We start from the raw sequence: 15638 nt of genomic DNA on the forward strand, positions 1-15638 counted from the left end.
TTGTGGCGAGGGGGTGCCTGTTATGCATAACCCTTGCGCCCTGATCCCGGTCTACAACCACGAAGCCGCCGTGCCCGCCGTGGTTCACACCGTGCTGGCCAGCGGCCTGCCGTGCCTGCTGGTGGACGACGGCAGCAGCGCCGCCTGCGCCGCCGTGCTGGCACAACTGGCGACCCTCGACAACGTATCCCTGCTGACCCTGCCCACCAACCAGGGCAAAGGCGCGGCCGTCATGGCCGGCTTTCGCGAAGCCGCGCGCCTGGGCTTCACCCATGCCCTGCAAGTGGACGCCGACGGCCAGCACGACCTGCGGGAAGTCAGCACCTTCCTCGATGCCTCCCGCGCCCACCCGAATGCAGTGATCTGTGGCTATCCGGAATACGACGACAGCGTGCCCAAGGGTCGCCTTTACGCGCGCTACCTGACCCACGTGTGGGTGTGGATCAATACCTTGTCGCTGCAAATTCGCGACTCCATGTGCGGCTTTCGCGTGTACCCGCTGCCACCGACCCTGGCCTTGATGGACTCGGCCAACATCGGCAAACGCATGGATTTCGACTCCGACATCCTGGTGCGCCTGGCCTGGCGCAACCAGCCGATGCGCTGGCTGCCGACCAAGGTGCACTACCCCGCCGACGGCCTGTCGCACTTTCGCCTGTTCCACGACAACGCGCTGATTTCCTCGATGCACACCCGGCTGTTCTTCGGCATGTTGGTGCGCGCGCCGATGATCCTCTGGCGCCGGTGGCAGGCATGACCCAGGACACCAAGCACTGGGCCGACCGCGAGGAACGCGGCAGCTTCTGGCTGATGAAATTCACCGCCTTCGCCGCCAAGGTCCTCGGGCGCCGGCTGCTGAGCCCGCTGCTCTACGGCATCGTTTTCTACTTCTTTCTGTTCGGCCGCACGGCCCGCCAAAGCGCCTGGCAGTACCAGCAGCGCCTGGCCGACTGGAGCCAGCGCGACGACCTGCGCCCCACCCACAGAAAAGTCTTCGGGCAGTTCATGGCGTTCGCCGAGGCCCTGCTGGACAAGCTCGACGTATGGAACGGCAAGTTGCGCCTGGAGCAGATCGAAATCATCGACCCGGCCCAACTGCGTGGCCAGTTGCGCAGCGAGCGCGGGCAGATGCTGGTGGGCGCACACCTGGGCAACCTTGAAGTGTGCCGCGCCCTCGCCGAGCTGGGCGAAAAGGTCACGATGAACGTGCTGGTGCACACCAAGCACGCCGAACGCTTCAACCGCATATTGGGCGAAGCCGGGGCGACCAATTTGCGCCTGATTCAGGTCAGCGAACTCGACCCGGCGGTGATGATGATGCTCAGCCAGCGCCTCGACGACGGCGAGTGGCTGGCAATTGCCGGCGACCGCGTACCGCTGCATGGCGGGCGTACGGTGCGCGTGGATTTCCTCGGCCATAACGCCGCCTTCCCCCAAGGCCCATGGCTGCTGGCCGGCCTGCTGAAATGCCCGGTCAACCTGCTGATGTGCTTGAAGCATCAAGGCCGTTATCGCCTGATCATCGAGCCGTTCGCCCGGTTGATCGAATGGAAACGCAGCGATCGCCAGCAGGTAATCGCCCAATGGACCGCCCGCTACGCCGAGCGTCTGGGCCAGTTCTGCCTGGAAGCGCCCCAACAATGGTTCAACTTTTACCCTTTCTGGAAGACCGATGACGACGCATCTTGAGCCGGTAACCTTCGGCGAACTCCCCCTGCGCATCGAAGACGTGCTGGCCTTGGCCAACCGTCAGGCGCCGACTCAACTGCAAGCCGATGCCAAGTACCGCCAGCGTATCGCCAAGGGCGCACAGTTCCTCGATTCGTTGCTGGACAAGGAAGGCGTGATCTACGGCGTGACCACCGGCTACGGCGACTCGTGCGTGGTGGCGGTGCCGCTGGAGCACGTCGAAGCGCTGCCCCGCCACCTCTACACGTTCCACGGCTGCGGACTGGGCAAGTTGCTGGACGCGCAAGCCACCCGCGCGGTGCTGGCGGCGCGGTTGCAGTCGCTGTGCCATGGCGTTTCCGGGGTGCGCGTGGAGTTGCTGGAACGTCTGCATGCGTTCCTGGAATTCGACGTACTGCCGCTGATTCCGGAAGAAGGCTCGGTGGGCGCCAGCGGTGATTTGACGCCGCTGTCCTACGTGGCCGCGACCTTGTCCGGCGAGCGCGAAGTGCTGTTCCGTGGCGAACGTCGCCAGGCCGCCGACGTACACCGCGAGCTGGGTTGGGACCCGCTGGTATTGCGCCCGAAAGAAGCTCTCGCATTGATGAACGGCACCGCCGTGATGACTGGCCTCGCCTGCCTGGCCTTCGCCCGTGCCGACTACCTGCTGCAACTGGCCACGCGCATCACCGCGCTGAACGTGGTGGCGCTGCAAGGCAACCCGGAGCATTTCGACGAGCGCCTGTTTGCCGCCAAGCCGCACCCAGGGCAGATGCAAGTTGCCGCCTGGCTGCGCAAGGACCTGGCCATCGACGCACCGACCGCGCCGCTGCATCGCCTGCAAGACCGTTACTCGCTGCGCTGCGCGCCCCACGTCTTGGGCGTGTTGGCCGACAGCCTGAACTGGCTGCGTTCGTTCATCGAGATCGAACTCAACAGCGCCAACGACAACCCGATCATCGACGCTGAAGAAGAGCGCGTGCTGCACGGCGGCCACTTCTACGGCGGCCACATCGCCTTCGCCATGGACAGCCTCAAGACCCTGGTGGCCAACGTCGCCGACCTGCTGGACCGTCAGCTCGCCCTGCTGGTGGACGTGCGCTACAACCACGGCCTGCCGAGCAATTTGTCCGGTGCGCCAGCCGAGCGGGCGATGATCAACCACGGCTTCAAGGCCGTGCAGATCGGCACCAGCGCCTGGACCGCCGAAGCGCTGAAAAATACCATGCCGGCCAGCGTGTTCTCGCGCTCCACCGAGTGCCACAACCAGGACAAGGTGAGCATGGGCACCATCGCCGCCCGCGATGCGATTCGTGTGCTGGAACTGACCGAACAAGTCGCCGCCGCCACCTTGCTCGCCGCCAACCAGGGCGTATGGCTGCGGGCCCAGGTTGAAGACGCGCGCCCGCTGCCCCCAGCGCTGGCCGCCATGCACATCGAGCTGGCCAAGGACTTCCCGCCGGTCATCGAAGACCGAGCCCTGGAAGGCGAACTGCGCCTGTGCCTCAAGCGTATTGCCGAGCAACACTGGAGGCTGCATGCGTAGCCCCGGCGTGTCGCACTGCGACACTGAAATCCTCGTGCCGTTTTTCGACATCGACACCATGAACGTGGTGTGGCACGGGCACTACGTGAAGTACCTGGAAGTCGCCCGCTGCGCCTTGCTGGACAAGCTCGGCCACAACTACACGGCGATGCTGGAAGCAGGTTACGCCTGGCCGGTGATCGACATGCAGCTGCGCTATGTGCGCGGCGCAACCTTCGGCCAGACCATCAACGTACGCGCCAGCCTGGTGGAGTGGGAGAACCGCTTGAAGGTCAATTACCTGATCAGCGACAAGGCCACCGGTGAGCGTCTGACTCGCGCCAGCACCGTGCAGGTGGCGGTGGAAATTGCCAGCCGCGAGATGCAGTTGGCATCGCCGAAAGTATTCACTGACGCCATAGAGAGAGCCTTGAAATGAGATTTCCTGTGGGAGCGGGCTTGCTCGCGAAAATCGTCAACGATAACGCAGGCCGCCTGACACCCCGTGGCGCCCTCAGGTTCTTCGCGAGCAAGTCGAATCGTCGCACCGCCGCTCCCACAGGAATCGCGTTGATGCTGATTTTAGGCATTCCAGGCCTGGCCCACGCCTTCGACCTGCAACAACTCAGCGATCAGCTTGCAAAGCCAACGGTGATCCACGGCAACTTCATCCAGGAAAAACACCTGCGCGCCCTGCCGCAGCCGCTGACCAGCAAGGGCACCTTCGTCCTGGCCAAGGACCACGGCTTGCTGTGGCTGCTGAAAACCCCGCTGCAACAGGACTACCGTATCAGCGCCAACGGCATCGCCCGGCGTGATGCCAACGGCTGGCAATTGCTGCCTAACAAGAGTGCCGGTGCCGAGCAGAACCGTTTGTTCCTCGCCGTGTTGCAGGGCGACAGCAGCGGCTTGCAGCGTGACTTCGAACTGCAACTACAAGGCGAAGCCACGCAGTGGAAACTCACGTTGATCCCGCGCTCGCTGCTGATCAAGCAGGTGTTCACCCAGATCAATATCGACGGCGGCGAGCTGGTGCAAAAAATCGAGCTGCTGGAAACCCAGGGCGACAGCACCGTACTGCGCATGCAGGACAGCACCAGCAGCCAGCCCCTGAGCGACACGGAGCAACACGACTTTGCCGAGTGAACGTTGGTTGCCGCGCCTGTTCCTGATCCTGCTGGTGGCCGTGTTGGCCCTGGCGGGTTGGCAATGGCGCCATGGCGCGCCGCTGTCGGCGAACCTGATGGAGCTGGTGCCTGGCACCGCGCCGGATGCGCTGGAGATGCGTGCCGAACAACGCATGCAGGAACCACTGAACCGCGAAATGCTGGTGCTGGTGGGGCATGCCGATCGGCAACAAGCCGTGGCCATGGCGACGCAATTGGGCGAAGCCTGGCAAGCCAGCGGCCTGTTTGAGAAGGTTCAGTGGAACCTGCAAGCCGACCTGCCGGCCCTGCGTCAGCAGTTGCTGCAAGGCCGCCTCGCGATGCTCTCGGCCAAGGACCGCGAGCAACTGATCGACGAGCCCCAGGCGTTTATCCAGCAACGGGTTCAGGCGCTGTTCGACCCGTTCACCGGCTTCAGCCTGGTGCCGAGCCAGGACGATTGGCTGGGCCTCACCGGGCGCATCCAGAATAGCCAGCCGCAGCACGGTTCGGTGCAGCTGGATATCGGCAGCGGCGCGTTGATCGCCGATGCCGACGGCAAAAGCTGGGTGCTGCTGCGGGCGCGCACCACTGGCAATGCCTTCGACATGAAACTGCCGCGGCAAGTGGCTGATCTACTCAAGGCCAGCCGCGAGCAGGCCGACCAGCAAGGTGCGCAATTGCTCGCGGCCAGCGGCCTGTTGTACGCGGCCAATGGTCAACAGCAGGCGACGCGGGAAATCACCTGGGTCGGCGGCGGCGCGACTGCCGGGATCCTGTTATTGCTGCTGTTGGCATTCCGCCGCTGGCGTGTGCTGTTGGCGTTTGTGCCGGTGCTGGTGGGCATGTTGTTTGGTGCGGTGGCCTGTGTGGCGCTGTTCGGGCATATGCATGTGATCACGCTGGTGCTGGGTTCGAGCCTGATCGGCGTGGCGGTGGATTACCCGCTGCATTACCTGTCCAAGAGCTGGAGCATGAGCCCTTGGCGCAGCTGGCCGGCCTTGCGCCTGACCTTGCCGGGCTTGAGCCTGAGCCTGGCCACCAGTTGCATCGGTTACCTGGCGCTGGCGTGGACGCCGTTCCCGGCGCTGACGCAAATCGCGGTGTTCTCGGCGGCGGGCCTCGTGGGCGCCTATCTGTCCGCCGTATGCCTGCTGCCGGCCTTGCTCAAGGGCGTAGAACTGCGTCCGGCCCAATGGCCGCTGCGCATTGCCGAGTTTCTGCTGAGCGTGCGCGAGTCGCTGCTCAAGCGCCTGCCCAGTCCGGTGTTATTGGTACTGGTGTTGGTGTTTTGCGCAGGCGGCCTATGGCACCTGAACAGCAAAAACGATATCCGCCAGTGGATCGGTGCGCCGCCGCAGTTGCTGCAGGAAGCCCAGGCCGTTGCGCGGATTACCGGGTTCCAGCCCACCAGCCAGTTCTTTCTGGTACGGGCGGACAATCAACCGCAATTGCTGGAGCGCCAGGCCGCGCTGAGTCAGCGTCTGGATCAGCTGGTGAACATGGACAAGCTCCAGGGTTACCTCGCGCTCAACCAGTTGGTCAGCCCGCCGGCTGAGCAACAACAGCTGCGTGAAGCCTTGAACCAACTGCCGCAGTACTGGCAGCCATTGCTGGACCTCGGCGTACCGGCCGCCGCGCTGCAAGCCGAGTTGACCCAGTTGCAGTCACTGCCCACCGAAGACATCGACGCAGCGCTGGTCGGCCCGCTGGCTGAGCCGTGGCGCACGCTGTGGCTGGGGAATGTCGACGGTGGTGTGGCAGCGATGGTGAGCCTGCAAGGGTTGAACAATCCGGCCTTGCTGCGGGTACAGGCCCTGGATCTGCCCGGCGTGCAGTTGGTGGACCGCCTGGGCGACTTGAACCAGGTGTTTGCCGCGACGCAAATCAGCGCCGCCGAATTGAAGTTGATGTCGTGCGTGTTGATCGTACTGTTGCTGATCCTGCCGTTTGGCTTCGGCGGCGCCTTGCGCATTGTTGCCCTGCCGTTGCTGGCCGCGCTCTGCAGCCTGGCCAGCCTGGGTTGGCTGGGGCAGCCGCTGACGTTGTTCAGCCTGTTCGGTCTGCTGTTGGTAACCGCCATCAGCGTCGACTACGCGATCCTGATGCGTGAACAAATTGGCGGCACCGCCGTGAGCCTGTTGGGCACACTGTTGGCGGCCGTGACTACTTGGCTATCGTTCGGCCTGCTGGCCATTTCCAGCACGCCGGCGGTGAGTAATTTTGGGCTATCGGTGAGCTTGGGGCTGGCATTCAGCTTCATGCTGGCACCGTGGGCCGCCCCGTCCGGGACAAGGAAGAAACGATGAGCAGCCAATACCTCAGCAAGAACTACGTCGAAGAAACCAAATTCGGCTTCTGGTTCCTGCGTAGCCACACCTGGCAGCACCATGTGCTGCGCGTGGCAATCAACGACCTGCGCAGCCTGTTCAGCGACCCGCTGCCGGTTGCCCCGGTGCTGCTGGACGCTGGCTGCGGCCAAGGCAAGTCGTTCCAGTACTTGCAGCAGGTGTTCGCCCCCGAGCGCCTGATCGGCCTCGACGCCGACCCACACAGCCTGGACCTGAGCCGCGCCGAAGCCGCGCGCCAGGGCATCGCCATCGAGTTGATCGGCAGCGACTGCGCGACCCTCGACGTGGCCGACGCCAGCGTCGACGTGCTGTTCTGTCACCAGACTTTCCACCACCTGGTAGAACAACATCGCGCCCTGAAAGAGTTCTATCGGGTGCTCAAGCCGGGCGGCTACCTGCTGTTTGCCGAGTCCACCGAGGCCTATATCGACACCTGGGTCATTCGCTGGCTGTTTCGTCACCCGATGCATGTGCAGAAAAGCGCCGAGGAGTACCTTGAGATGATTCGCGAGCAGGGCTTTGAGTTCGGCCCGCAGAACGTCTCGTACCCGTACCTGTGGTGGAGCCGCGCCACCGATTTCGGCCTGCTTGAGCGCTGGGGCCTGCGCCAGCCAAAACCGGCCGGCCAGCGCGAAGAAACCTTGGTCAACGTGGTTGCCCGTAAACCTCTGGCGAGCACTGAAACATGATCCGAATGCTGTTGATCGGCTGCTTGTTGCTGCTGAGCGCCTGCGCCAGCCAGCCGCCGTTGCCGTCGAAAACCCCGGTGCTGAGCCTGCCGTTGCAACTGCATGTGCAGCGCGAACAGGATGGCCAACGCCAGGACTGGCTGCTGGTGATGCAACGCGAAGCCGGCGGGATTCGCTGGTCGATGATGGACCCGCTGGGCATTCCCCAGGCTCGGCAGAAGTTGATCAACGGCGCCTGGCAGGCCGACGGTCTGCTGCCGCCCAATCCCCAAGCGCGAGAGTTGTTTGCCGCTCTGTTGTTCGCCCTCACCTCGGCGGATGAAGTCTCCAAGCTGTACCCCGGCACCCAGGAAATGGACTTGATCCGTACTCTGCCGTCCCGCTGGAAGATCACCTATCACTCCTCCCTGGTGTTTCGCATGGACGTGATCGGGCAACACCTGACCTATCGCATCTCGCCGCTTGAGGCTGCACGATGACTGCCTACCTCAATGCCCTCGGCGTGATCTGTGCCCTGGGCCGTGGCAAGCGCGAAGTCAGCCGCAACCTGTTCGCCGGCGACTGCTCCGGCATGCGCGCCGAAAGCGGCTGGGTGCCGGAGCGTGTGTTGCCGGTGGCGGGCGTAAAGGGTGAACTGGCAGCCATCCCGCCCGGGCTGAAATCCCATCACAGCCGTAATAATCAGCTGCTGCTGGAAGCGGCGTTGCAGATTGACGAGGAGATCCGGCAAGCGATTCAGACGTTCGGCGCGTCGCGCATTGGCATCGTGCTCGGCACCAGCACCTCGGGCATTGATGAAGCCAGTCGTGGCATCGCCCACTACCTGCGGGAAAAAAACTTCCCCGGCGACTACGACTACCTGCAACAGGAACTCGGCGCCCCGGCCAATTTCCTCGCCGACTGGCTGCAACTGAGCGGCCCGGCCTATGTGATTTCCACCGCCTGCACCTCCAGCGCGCGGGCGCTGATGAGTGCCCAGCGCCTGTTGGACCTGGGCGTGTGCGATGCGGTGATTTGCGGTGGCGTCGACACGTTGTGCAAGCTGACCCTCAATGGCTTTTCGTCCCTGGAAGCAGTGTCGGCACAGCGCTGCAATCCGTTTTCGGTGAACCGCAACGGCATCAATATTGGCGAAGCCGCCGTGCTGTTCCTGATGAGCAAAACCCCGGCGCCGGTCGCACTGCTGGGCAGCGGTGCCAGTTGCGACGCCCACCACATTTCCGCCCCCGAGCCTACCGGCAAGGGTGCGTTGCAAGCGATGCGCAAGGCCCTGACCAGCGCAAAACTGACACCCGGGCAGATCGGTTACCTGAACCTGCATGGCACCGCCACGCAGCACAATGACGCCATGGAAAGCCTGGCGGTCGCGGCCCTGTTCCCGGACGGCGTAACCTGCTCGTCGACCAAACCCATGACCGGCCACACCCTGGGCGCTGCCGGCGCGCTGGAAGCGGCGTTCTGCTGGCTGAGCCTGGCGGAAGGCGTAGTGCCGCCCCATGTCTGGGATGGCCAGGCCGACCCCGACCTGCCCGTACTGAAGTGGGCGTCGCCCGGCGACGCCCTGGAAAAACGCTGCCTGATGAGCAACTCGTTTGCCTTCGGCGGCAACAACGTCAGCCTGATTATCGGAGACGCCCCATGACTGATTGGCCGCTCGCCGAACTGCTGCCCCACGCCGGTGACATGATCCTGATCGATCAGGTCCTGAGCTTTGATGAAGAACAGATCCAGACCCGCCTGAGGGTCAAGCCCGGCGGTCTTTTCAACCGCGCCGACGGCAGCCTGCCCGCGTGGGTCGGCATTGAGTTGATGGCCCAAAGTGTCGCCGCCTATGCCGGTTGCCGTGCGCGCCAGAAAGGTGAGGCCGTGGAGTTGGGCTTCCTGCTGGGCACGCGCAAATTCGAGTGCAACGTCGAGCACTTTCCCGCAGGCACCGAGCTGACCATCCACGGCCTGCGCTCCCTGGAAGACGACAACGGCATGGGTGTGTTCGAATGCCACCTCACCGGCGACGGTATCCAGGCGAGTGCACGCTTGAACGTATTTCGACCGCCCCAGGCGGCCAACTATTTAGATGAATCGAAGGACACCACGCCATGACTGAATCCGTATTGGTGACCGGCTCCAGCCGTGGCATCGGCCGCGCTATCGCATTGCGCCTGGCCCAGGCCGGGCACGACATCGTGCTGCATTGCCGCAGCGGGCGCGCCGAGGCGGATGCGGTGCAGGTCGAAATCGAAGCCCTGGGGCGCAAGGCCCGGGTGTTGCAATTCGATGTGGCGGATCGCGCCAGCTGCAAGGAGATCCTTGAAGCCGACGTGGAAGCAAATGGCGCGTATTACGGCGTGGTGCTCAATGCAGGCCTGACGCGCGATGGCGCGTTTCCAGCGCTGTCGGAAGACGATTGGGACGTGGTGATGCGTACCAACCTGGACGGGTTCTACAACGTATTGCACCCGGTGATGATGCCGATGATTCGTCGTCGCGCCGCCGGGCGAATCGTGTGCATCACGTCAGTGTCCGGGCTGATCGGCAACCGTGGCCAGGTCAACTACAGCGCGTCCAAAGCTGGTTTGATCGGCGCCGCCAAGGCCCTGGCCATCGAGCTCGGCAAGCGCAAGATCACCGTCAACTGCGTGGCCCCCGGGCTGATCGACACCGCGATGCTCGATGAAAACGTACCGGTGGAAGAATTGATGAAAATGATCCCGGCCCAACGCATGGGCACCCCGGAGGAAGTCGCCGGGGCGGTGAATTTCCTGATGTCGGCGGAAGCCGGCTACATCACCCGCCAAGTGCTGGCCGTGAATGGAGGCCTGTGCTGATGAAACGCGTGGTGGTCACCGGCATGGCCGGCGTTACGTCCCTGGGCAGCGATTGGGCAACCATCGCCGCCAACTTCCGCGCCAACCGCAGCGGCATTCGGCGCATGGACGAGTGGGAGCGCTTCACCGAGCTGAACACACGGCTGGCCGGGCCGATCGATGATTTCGTGGTGCCCGCCCACTGGACCCGCAAGCAACTGCGCAGCATGGGCCGGGTTTCGCGCCTGGCGGTATGGGCAGCGGAACAGGCGCTGAAAGACGCCGGTTTGCTGGGCGACGAGTCGATCAAGGACGGGCGCATGGGCGTGGCCTGTGGCTCGTCCACCGGCAGCACCGACGAGATCAAGGCCTTCGGCAATATGCTGCTGAACTCGGTGGCCGAGGGGCTGAACGCCAACTCCTACGTGCGGATGATGCCCCACACCACGGCAGCGAACATCAGCATCTTCTTTGGCCTCACCGGCCGGCTGATCCCCACATCCAGCGCCTGCACCAGCGGCAGCCAGGGCATCGGCTACGCCTATGAGGCCATCAAGTTCGGCCGCCTGCCGCTGATGTTGGCGGGTGGCGCGGAAGAGCTGTGCCCTACCGAAGCCATGGTGTTCGATGCGCTGTACGCCACCAGCCTGAAAAACGATGCACCGCAAACCAGCCCGCGCCCCTACGACAGTGGCCGCGACGGCCTGGTGATCGGCGAAGGCGGCGGCATCCTGGTGCTCGAAGAGCTGGAACATGCACTGGCCCGCGGCGCGCACATCCACGCGGAGATCGTCGGTTTCGGCAGCAACGCCGACGGCCAGCACACCACTCGCCCGGAGCAGGCCACCATGCGCCGCGCCATGGAGTTGGCCCTGGAAGATGCCGGGCTTTCGCCCGACGCCATCGGCTATGTGAACGGCCATGGCACCGCCACCGACCAGGGCGACATCGCCGAAACCCTGGCCACCAACAGCCTGTTCGGTAGCCGCATGCCCATCAGTTCGCAGAAGAGTTTCCTTGGGCATACCCTGGGCGCATGCGGCGCGTTGGAGTCGTGGTTCAGCATCGAAATGATGAACAGCGACCGATACGTGCACACCTTCAACCTCGACGAGGTCGACCCGCGCTGCGGTGAGCTGGATTACCTGCAAGGTGAGTTCCGCGAACTGCACAACGACTACGTGATGAACAACAATTTTGCCTTTGGCGGCGTCAACACTTCGCTGATTTTCCGCCGCTGGGTGTAAGTTTTTTTACTGACTGGAGAAATGGAATGTCTTCCCTGCTACGCGCAACACTGGTCGCTTTGGCCCTGCTCACCACCGCTGGCTGCACCAATAAACCGGTGCTCAACCCCCAGCACGACTTGCCGGCGAACCCGCAGGTCAACGAAGAAAAAATGAAGCAGACCATCGTTGCAGCCCTGAACAAACGCGAATGGGTCGTGCAACGCCTGAGCCCGCAGCTGGTGCAGGCCGAGATCAACGTGCGCAACAAATTCCACGCTGAAATCGACATCCGCTACACGGCCACCAGCTACGCCATCACCTACCGCGACAGCCGCGACCTGGGCTACAAGGACGGCAAGATCCACCGCAACTACAACCGTTGGGTGAGCATGCTGGACCGGGACATCCTGGCGGCGTTGCGCACCAATGGTGTGAGTGACAACGGGTCTGCCGCGCAGTTGTTCCAGCAGACCGGGACTTCGAAGCAGAACTGACAGGCCAGAAACAACAAAGTGTGGGAGCTGTCGAGCTTGAGCGAGGCTGCGATAGCGGCAGGTCAGGCAACACATTGCTGACAGTGCCGACGCCATCGCAGCCTCGCTAAAGCTCGACAGCTCCTACACTTCGCTCGACTTGGCCTACTGCCCCCTCGCCACAAGCAGCTCGACAAACGCCTTGGCCATCGGCGTTTGCTGGCCCTTACGCTGCACCAGCCACACCGCTGTCACCGCCTCCTGATCCAATAGCGTGCGATACACCACGCCATCAATGCGTATCCGCTGATACGACGCCGGCAACACCGAGACACCCAACCCCGCCGCCACCAGGCCGATGATGGTCATTGCCTCTCCGGCCTCCTGGGCGAAGTGCGGGCTGAAGCCGGCATCTCGCGCCAGGTTCAGCAACTGGGCATACAAGCCGCTGCCATAAGTCCGCGGGAAAAATACAAACGGCTCTTCAGCCAATTGCGCCAGGTGCAAACCACGCTCACTGCCCTCCACCAACGGATGCCCGGCGTTCAGCACGGCCACCAAGGGCTCGCGCATCAGTTCCACGACGCTCAGCGAATCAGGCAACGGCAGTGGCCGCATCAACCCCACCTGTATCGACTCATCCACCAGCGACTCGGCCACTTCCGTACTGCTCATCTCCTGCAAATTCAGATGCACCGCCGGGAACGCCTGGCGAAAGGCGAAGATCGCCTGTGGGATGCTGGAGTTGAACGGCGCGGAAGAGGTGAAGCCAATCTTCAACTCCCCCAGCTCCCCCAACTGCGCCCGACGCGCCACGTCCGCCGCTTTATCCACCTGCGCCAGCACCAACCGCGCCTCTTGCAGGAACAACCGGCCCGCCTCGCTCAGCTCGACCCGACGATTGGTACGCTCGAACAACCGCGCCCCAATCTCCTGCTCCAGCGCCTGGATCTGCTGGCTCAGCGGCGGTTGGGAGATGCCCAGCACTTGCGCGGCGCGGCCAAAGTGCAGCTCTTCAGCCACGGCGATGAAGTAACGCAGGTGGCGCAATTCCATGAAAACCTCATTAGGTCGTAAAAGCTCTTAAACAGGTCGAACAATATATTGGAAAGAATCATTAGCGAGCTATATTCTTTTTTGCATTGCCAGCCCTGGCAGTCTTTCCTCCCCGAGGTCCCGCGTGAAATCTGCTGTCGCTCCGCTTGCTCAAGAAGTACCGCCCACCGCCCTCGATGAAGTGGTGGCACAGCTCAACGAGCAGTACATCGAAAAAGGCACCCCGATGTTCATGCGCACGGTGCTGGCGCTGTTTTCCGGCGGTTTCGCCACCTTTGCCCTGCTCTACTGCGTGCAGCCGATGATGCCGGCGCTGTCCCACGAATTTTCCATCAATGCCGCACAAAGCAGCCTGATTCTCTCGGTGGCCACCGGCATGCTCGCCATTGGCCTGCTGATCACCGGGCCGATTTCCGACACCTTTGGGCGCAAGCCGGTCATGGTTGCCGCGCTGTTCTGCGCCGCGCTGTGCACCATCGCCAGCGGCCTGATGCCGAGCTGGGAAGGCATCCTGCTGATGCGTGCACTGGTGGGCCTGTCCCTCAGCGGGCTGGCGGCGGTGGCCATGACCTACCTGAGCGAAGAGATCCACCCGCAACACATCGGCCTCGCCATGGGCCTGTATATCGGCGGTAACGCCATCGGTGGCATGAGCGGGCGCTTGATCATCGGCGTGCTGATCGACTTCGTCAGCTGGCACACGGCGATGCTGATCATCGGCGCCCTGGCACTGATCGCGGCCACGGTGTTCTGGAAGATCCTCCCCGAATCGCGCAACTTCCGCGCCAGCACCCTGCACCCGCGCAGCCTGGTGGACGGCTTCACCATGCACTTCAAGGACGCCGGCCTGCCGTGGCTGTTCCTCGAAGCCTTCGTGCTGATGGGCGCCTTTGTGACGATGTTCAACTACATCGGCTACCGCTTGCTGGCTGACCCGTACGATTTGAGCCAGGCTGTGGTAGGCCTGCTGTCGCTGGTCTACCTCTCGGGTATCTACAGCTCGGCGAAAATCGGCTCCCTGGCCGACCGCCTGGGCCGTCGCCGCGTGCTCTGGGGCACCATCGTGCTGATGCTCGGCGGCATCGCCCTGACGCTGTTTACCCCGCTGTGGCTGGTAGTGCCAGGCATGCTGATCTTCACCTTCGGCTTCTTTGGCGCCCACTCGGTGGCCAGCAGCTGGATCGGCCGCCGCGCACTGAAAGCCAAGGGCCAGGCGTCGTCGCTGTACCTGTTCAGTTATTACGTCGGGTCGAGTATTGCGGGGACGGCGGGTGGTTTCTTCTGGCACTACGCCGGGTGGAACGGAATTGGCGGGTTTATCGTTGCACTGTTGATCGTCGCGTTGCTGGTGGCGTTGAAGCTGGCGAAGTTGCCACCGTTGCAGGAAGCTAAGGCTTAACCACCGCTCACAAAAAAGCCCGGCATCTGCCGGGCTTTTTCATTGCCGCGCGATCACTCGTGATACTGCGCCGACAACTCGTGAACCGCCCGCAGGAACGCGCCTGCGTGCTCTGGATCAACTTCCGGGGTGATGCCATGGCCGAGGTTGAATACGTGACCGCTGCCTTTGCCGTAGCTGGCGAGGATGCGGCCCACTTCAGTACGGATGGCTTCCGGCTTGGCGTACAGCACGGTGGGGTCCATGTTGCCTTGCAGCGCGACCTTGCTGCCCACGCGGCGACGGGCTTCGCCGATGTCGCAGGTCCAGTCCAGGCCGAGCGCGTCGGCGCCGGCGTCGGCGATTCTTTCCAGCCACAGGCCGCCGCCCTTGGTGAACAGAATGACCGGCACTTTGCGGCCTTCGTGTTCGCGGATCAGGCCGCTGACGATTTTGCGCATGTAGGCCAGGGAGAATTCCTGATACGCCGCCGCCGACAGGTTGCCGCCCCAGGTATCGAAGATCTGCACCGCTTGGGCGCCGGCCATGATCTGGCCGTTCAGGTACGAGGTGACCGACTGCGCCAGCTTGTCCAGCAGCAGGTGCATGGCTTGCGGGTTGTCGTACAGCATGGCCTTGGTCTTGCGGAAGTCTTTCGACGAGCCGCCTTCGACCATGTAGGTGGCCAGGGTCCACGGGCTGCCGGAGAAGCCGATCAGCGGCACGCGGCCATTGAGCTCGCGGCGGATGGTGCTGACCGCGTCCATGACGTAGCCCAGGTCCTTGTGGGGATCGGGGATCGGCAGGGCTTCGATATCGGCCAGGGTGCTGACGACTTTCTTGAAACGCGGGCCTTCGCCGGTTTCGAAGTACAGGCCTTGGCCCATGGCGTCAGGGATGGTCAGGATATCGGAGAACAGGATGGCCGCATCCAGCTGTGGATAGCGGTCCAGCGGTTGCATCGTGACTTCGCAGGCGAACTCCGGGTTCATGCACAGGCTCATGAAGTCGCCGGCGTGGGCGCGACTGGCGCGGTATTCCGGCAGGTAGCGACCGGCCTGGCGCATCATCCACACAGGGGTGACGTCCACGGGTTGCTTGAGCAGGGCACGAAGGAAACGGTCGTTCTTGAGGGCAGTCATGTCGGCATCCGCAAAAAAAGTGCGGGCATTTTCTCAGAGCGCGACGCAAAAGGCACGGCAAGAGCCGTGCCTTTTGTCTATCGGGTCAATTTGTCGCGGATATGAAAGCGCCACAAAACAAATGTGGGAGCGGGCTTGCTCGCGAAAGCGGTGGGTCAGCCAACACATCTGGTGACTG

At 63.3% G+C, this 15638-nt stretch carries 16 protein-coding genes; 14 read left to right on the plus strand and 2 right to left on the minus strand.

Annotated elements, in window-relative coordinates; genetic code table 11:
• Positions 1 to 22 precede the first annotated feature (22 nt).
• The 13 genes from BLU46_RS13920 to BLU46_RS13980 are packed head-to-tail and all read left to right on the plus strand — an operon-like array spanning position 23 to position 11905.
• Positions 23 to 757, plus strand: a complete 735-nt coding sequence (locus BLU46_RS13920) for a glycosyltransferase family 2 protein (RefSeq protein ID WP_093202530.1) — start codon at positions 23 to 25, stop codon at positions 755 to 757.
• Complete coding sequence (locus BLU46_RS13925) at positions 754 to 1689, plus strand: LpxL/LpxP family acyltransferase (RefSeq protein WP_093202535.1); 936 nt, start codon at positions 754 to 756, stop codon at positions 1687 to 1689. The genes BLU46_RS13920 and BLU46_RS13925 overlap by 4 nt, the downstream gene beginning before the upstream one ends.
• The gene (locus BLU46_RS13930) at positions 1673 to 3214 is read left to right on the plus strand and encodes an HAL/PAL/TAL family ammonia-lyase (protein WP_093202540.1); all 1542 of its coding nucleotides are present in this window, start codon (positions 1673 to 1675) and stop codon (positions 3212 to 3214) included. The genes BLU46_RS13925 and BLU46_RS13930 overlap by 17 nt, the downstream gene beginning before the upstream one ends.
• Positions 3207 to 3632, plus strand: a complete 426-nt coding sequence (locus BLU46_RS13935) for an acyl-CoA thioesterase (protein ID WP_093202545.1) — start codon at positions 3207 to 3209, stop codon at positions 3630 to 3632. Before BLU46_RS13930 ends, BLU46_RS13935 begins: the two co-directional genes overlap by 8 nt.
• A complete protein-coding gene (locus BLU46_RS13940; protein ID WP_093202549.1) occupies positions 3629 to 4339 on the plus strand; it encodes an outer membrane lipoprotein carrier protein LolA in 711 nt (236 codons plus the stop codon). The genes BLU46_RS13935 and BLU46_RS13940 overlap by 4 nt, the downstream gene beginning before the upstream one ends.
• The gene (locus BLU46_RS13945) at positions 4329 to 6647 is read left to right on the plus strand and encodes an MMPL family transporter (RefSeq protein WP_093202554.1); all 2319 of its coding nucleotides are present in this window, start codon (positions 4329 to 4331) and stop codon (positions 6645 to 6647) included. Before BLU46_RS13940 ends, BLU46_RS13945 begins: the two co-directional genes overlap by 11 nt.
• Entirely contained in the window at positions 6644 to 7378 is a 735-nt protein-coding gene (locus BLU46_RS13950; RefSeq protein WP_093202557.1) for a class I SAM-dependent methyltransferase, read from the plus strand. The genes BLU46_RS13945 and BLU46_RS13950 overlap by 4 nt, the downstream gene beginning before the upstream one ends.
• A complete protein-coding gene (locus BLU46_RS13955; RefSeq protein WP_172834535.1) occupies positions 7375 to 7857 on the plus strand; it encodes a hypothetical protein in 483 nt (160 codons plus the stop codon). Before BLU46_RS13950 ends, BLU46_RS13955 begins: the two co-directional genes overlap by 4 nt.
• Positions 7854 to 9020: a beta-ketoacyl-[acyl-carrier-protein] synthase family protein gene (locus tag BLU46_RS13960; protein ID WP_093202565.1), complete on the plus strand. Its 1167-nt coding sequence runs from the start codon at positions 7854 to 7856 to the stop codon at positions 9018 to 9020. The genes BLU46_RS13955 and BLU46_RS13960 overlap by 4 nt, the downstream gene beginning before the upstream one ends.
• Positions 9017 to 9478, plus strand: a complete 462-nt coding sequence (locus tag BLU46_RS13965; protein WP_093202570.1) for an ApeP family dehydratase — start codon at positions 9017 to 9019, stop codon at positions 9476 to 9478. The genes BLU46_RS13960 and BLU46_RS13965 overlap by 4 nt, the downstream gene beginning before the upstream one ends.
• A complete protein-coding gene (fabG, locus tag BLU46_RS13970) occupies positions 9475 to 10203 on the plus strand; it encodes a 3-oxoacyl-ACP reductase FabG (RefSeq protein WP_063033461.1) in 729 nt (242 codons plus the stop codon). The genes BLU46_RS13965 and fabG overlap by 4 nt, the downstream gene beginning before the upstream one ends.
• Complete coding sequence (locus BLU46_RS13975) at positions 10203 to 11429, plus strand: beta-ketoacyl-ACP synthase (protein WP_093202575.1); 1227 nt, start codon at positions 10203 to 10205, stop codon at positions 11427 to 11429. Before fabG ends, BLU46_RS13975 begins: the two co-directional genes overlap by 1 nt.
• 26 nt (positions 11430 to 11455) lie before the next feature.
• Positions 11456 to 11905, plus strand: a complete 450-nt coding sequence (locus BLU46_RS13980) for a hypothetical protein (protein WP_093202578.1) — start codon at positions 11456 to 11458, stop codon at positions 11903 to 11905.
• A 144-nt stretch (positions 11906 to 12049) separates the two neighbouring features.
• Here the strand turns inward: BLU46_RS13980 and BLU46_RS13985 are convergent, their stop codons facing one another.
• The gene (locus tag BLU46_RS13985; protein WP_010169215.1) at positions 12050 to 12940 is read right to left on the minus strand and encodes a LysR family transcriptional regulator; all 891 of its coding nucleotides are present in this window, start codon (positions 12938 to 12940) and stop codon (positions 12050 to 12052) included.
• 181 nt (positions 12941 to 13121) lie between these two features.
• Between BLU46_RS13985 and BLU46_RS13990 the strand changes: the two genes are divergently transcribed.
• On the plus strand, positions 13122 to 14339 hold the full coding sequence (locus BLU46_RS13990) for an MFS transporter (RefSeq protein WP_373568911.1): 1218 nt from the start codon (positions 13122 to 13124) through the stop codon (positions 14337 to 14339).
• Between the two features lie 53 nt (positions 14340 to 14392).
• Here the strand turns inward: BLU46_RS13990 and hemE are convergent, their stop codons facing one another.
• Positions 14393 to 15460, minus strand: a complete 1068-nt coding sequence (gene hemE, locus BLU46_RS13995) for a uroporphyrinogen decarboxylase (protein WP_093202587.1) — start codon at positions 15458 to 15460, stop codon at positions 14393 to 14395.
• Positions 15461 to 15638: the final 178 nt, after the last annotated feature.

It is taken from the genome of Pseudomonas yamanorum (assembly GCF_900105735.1).
Taxonomy (GTDB): Bacteria; Pseudomonadota; Gammaproteobacteria; order Pseudomonadales; family Pseudomonadaceae; genus Aquipseudomonas; species Aquipseudomonas yamanorum.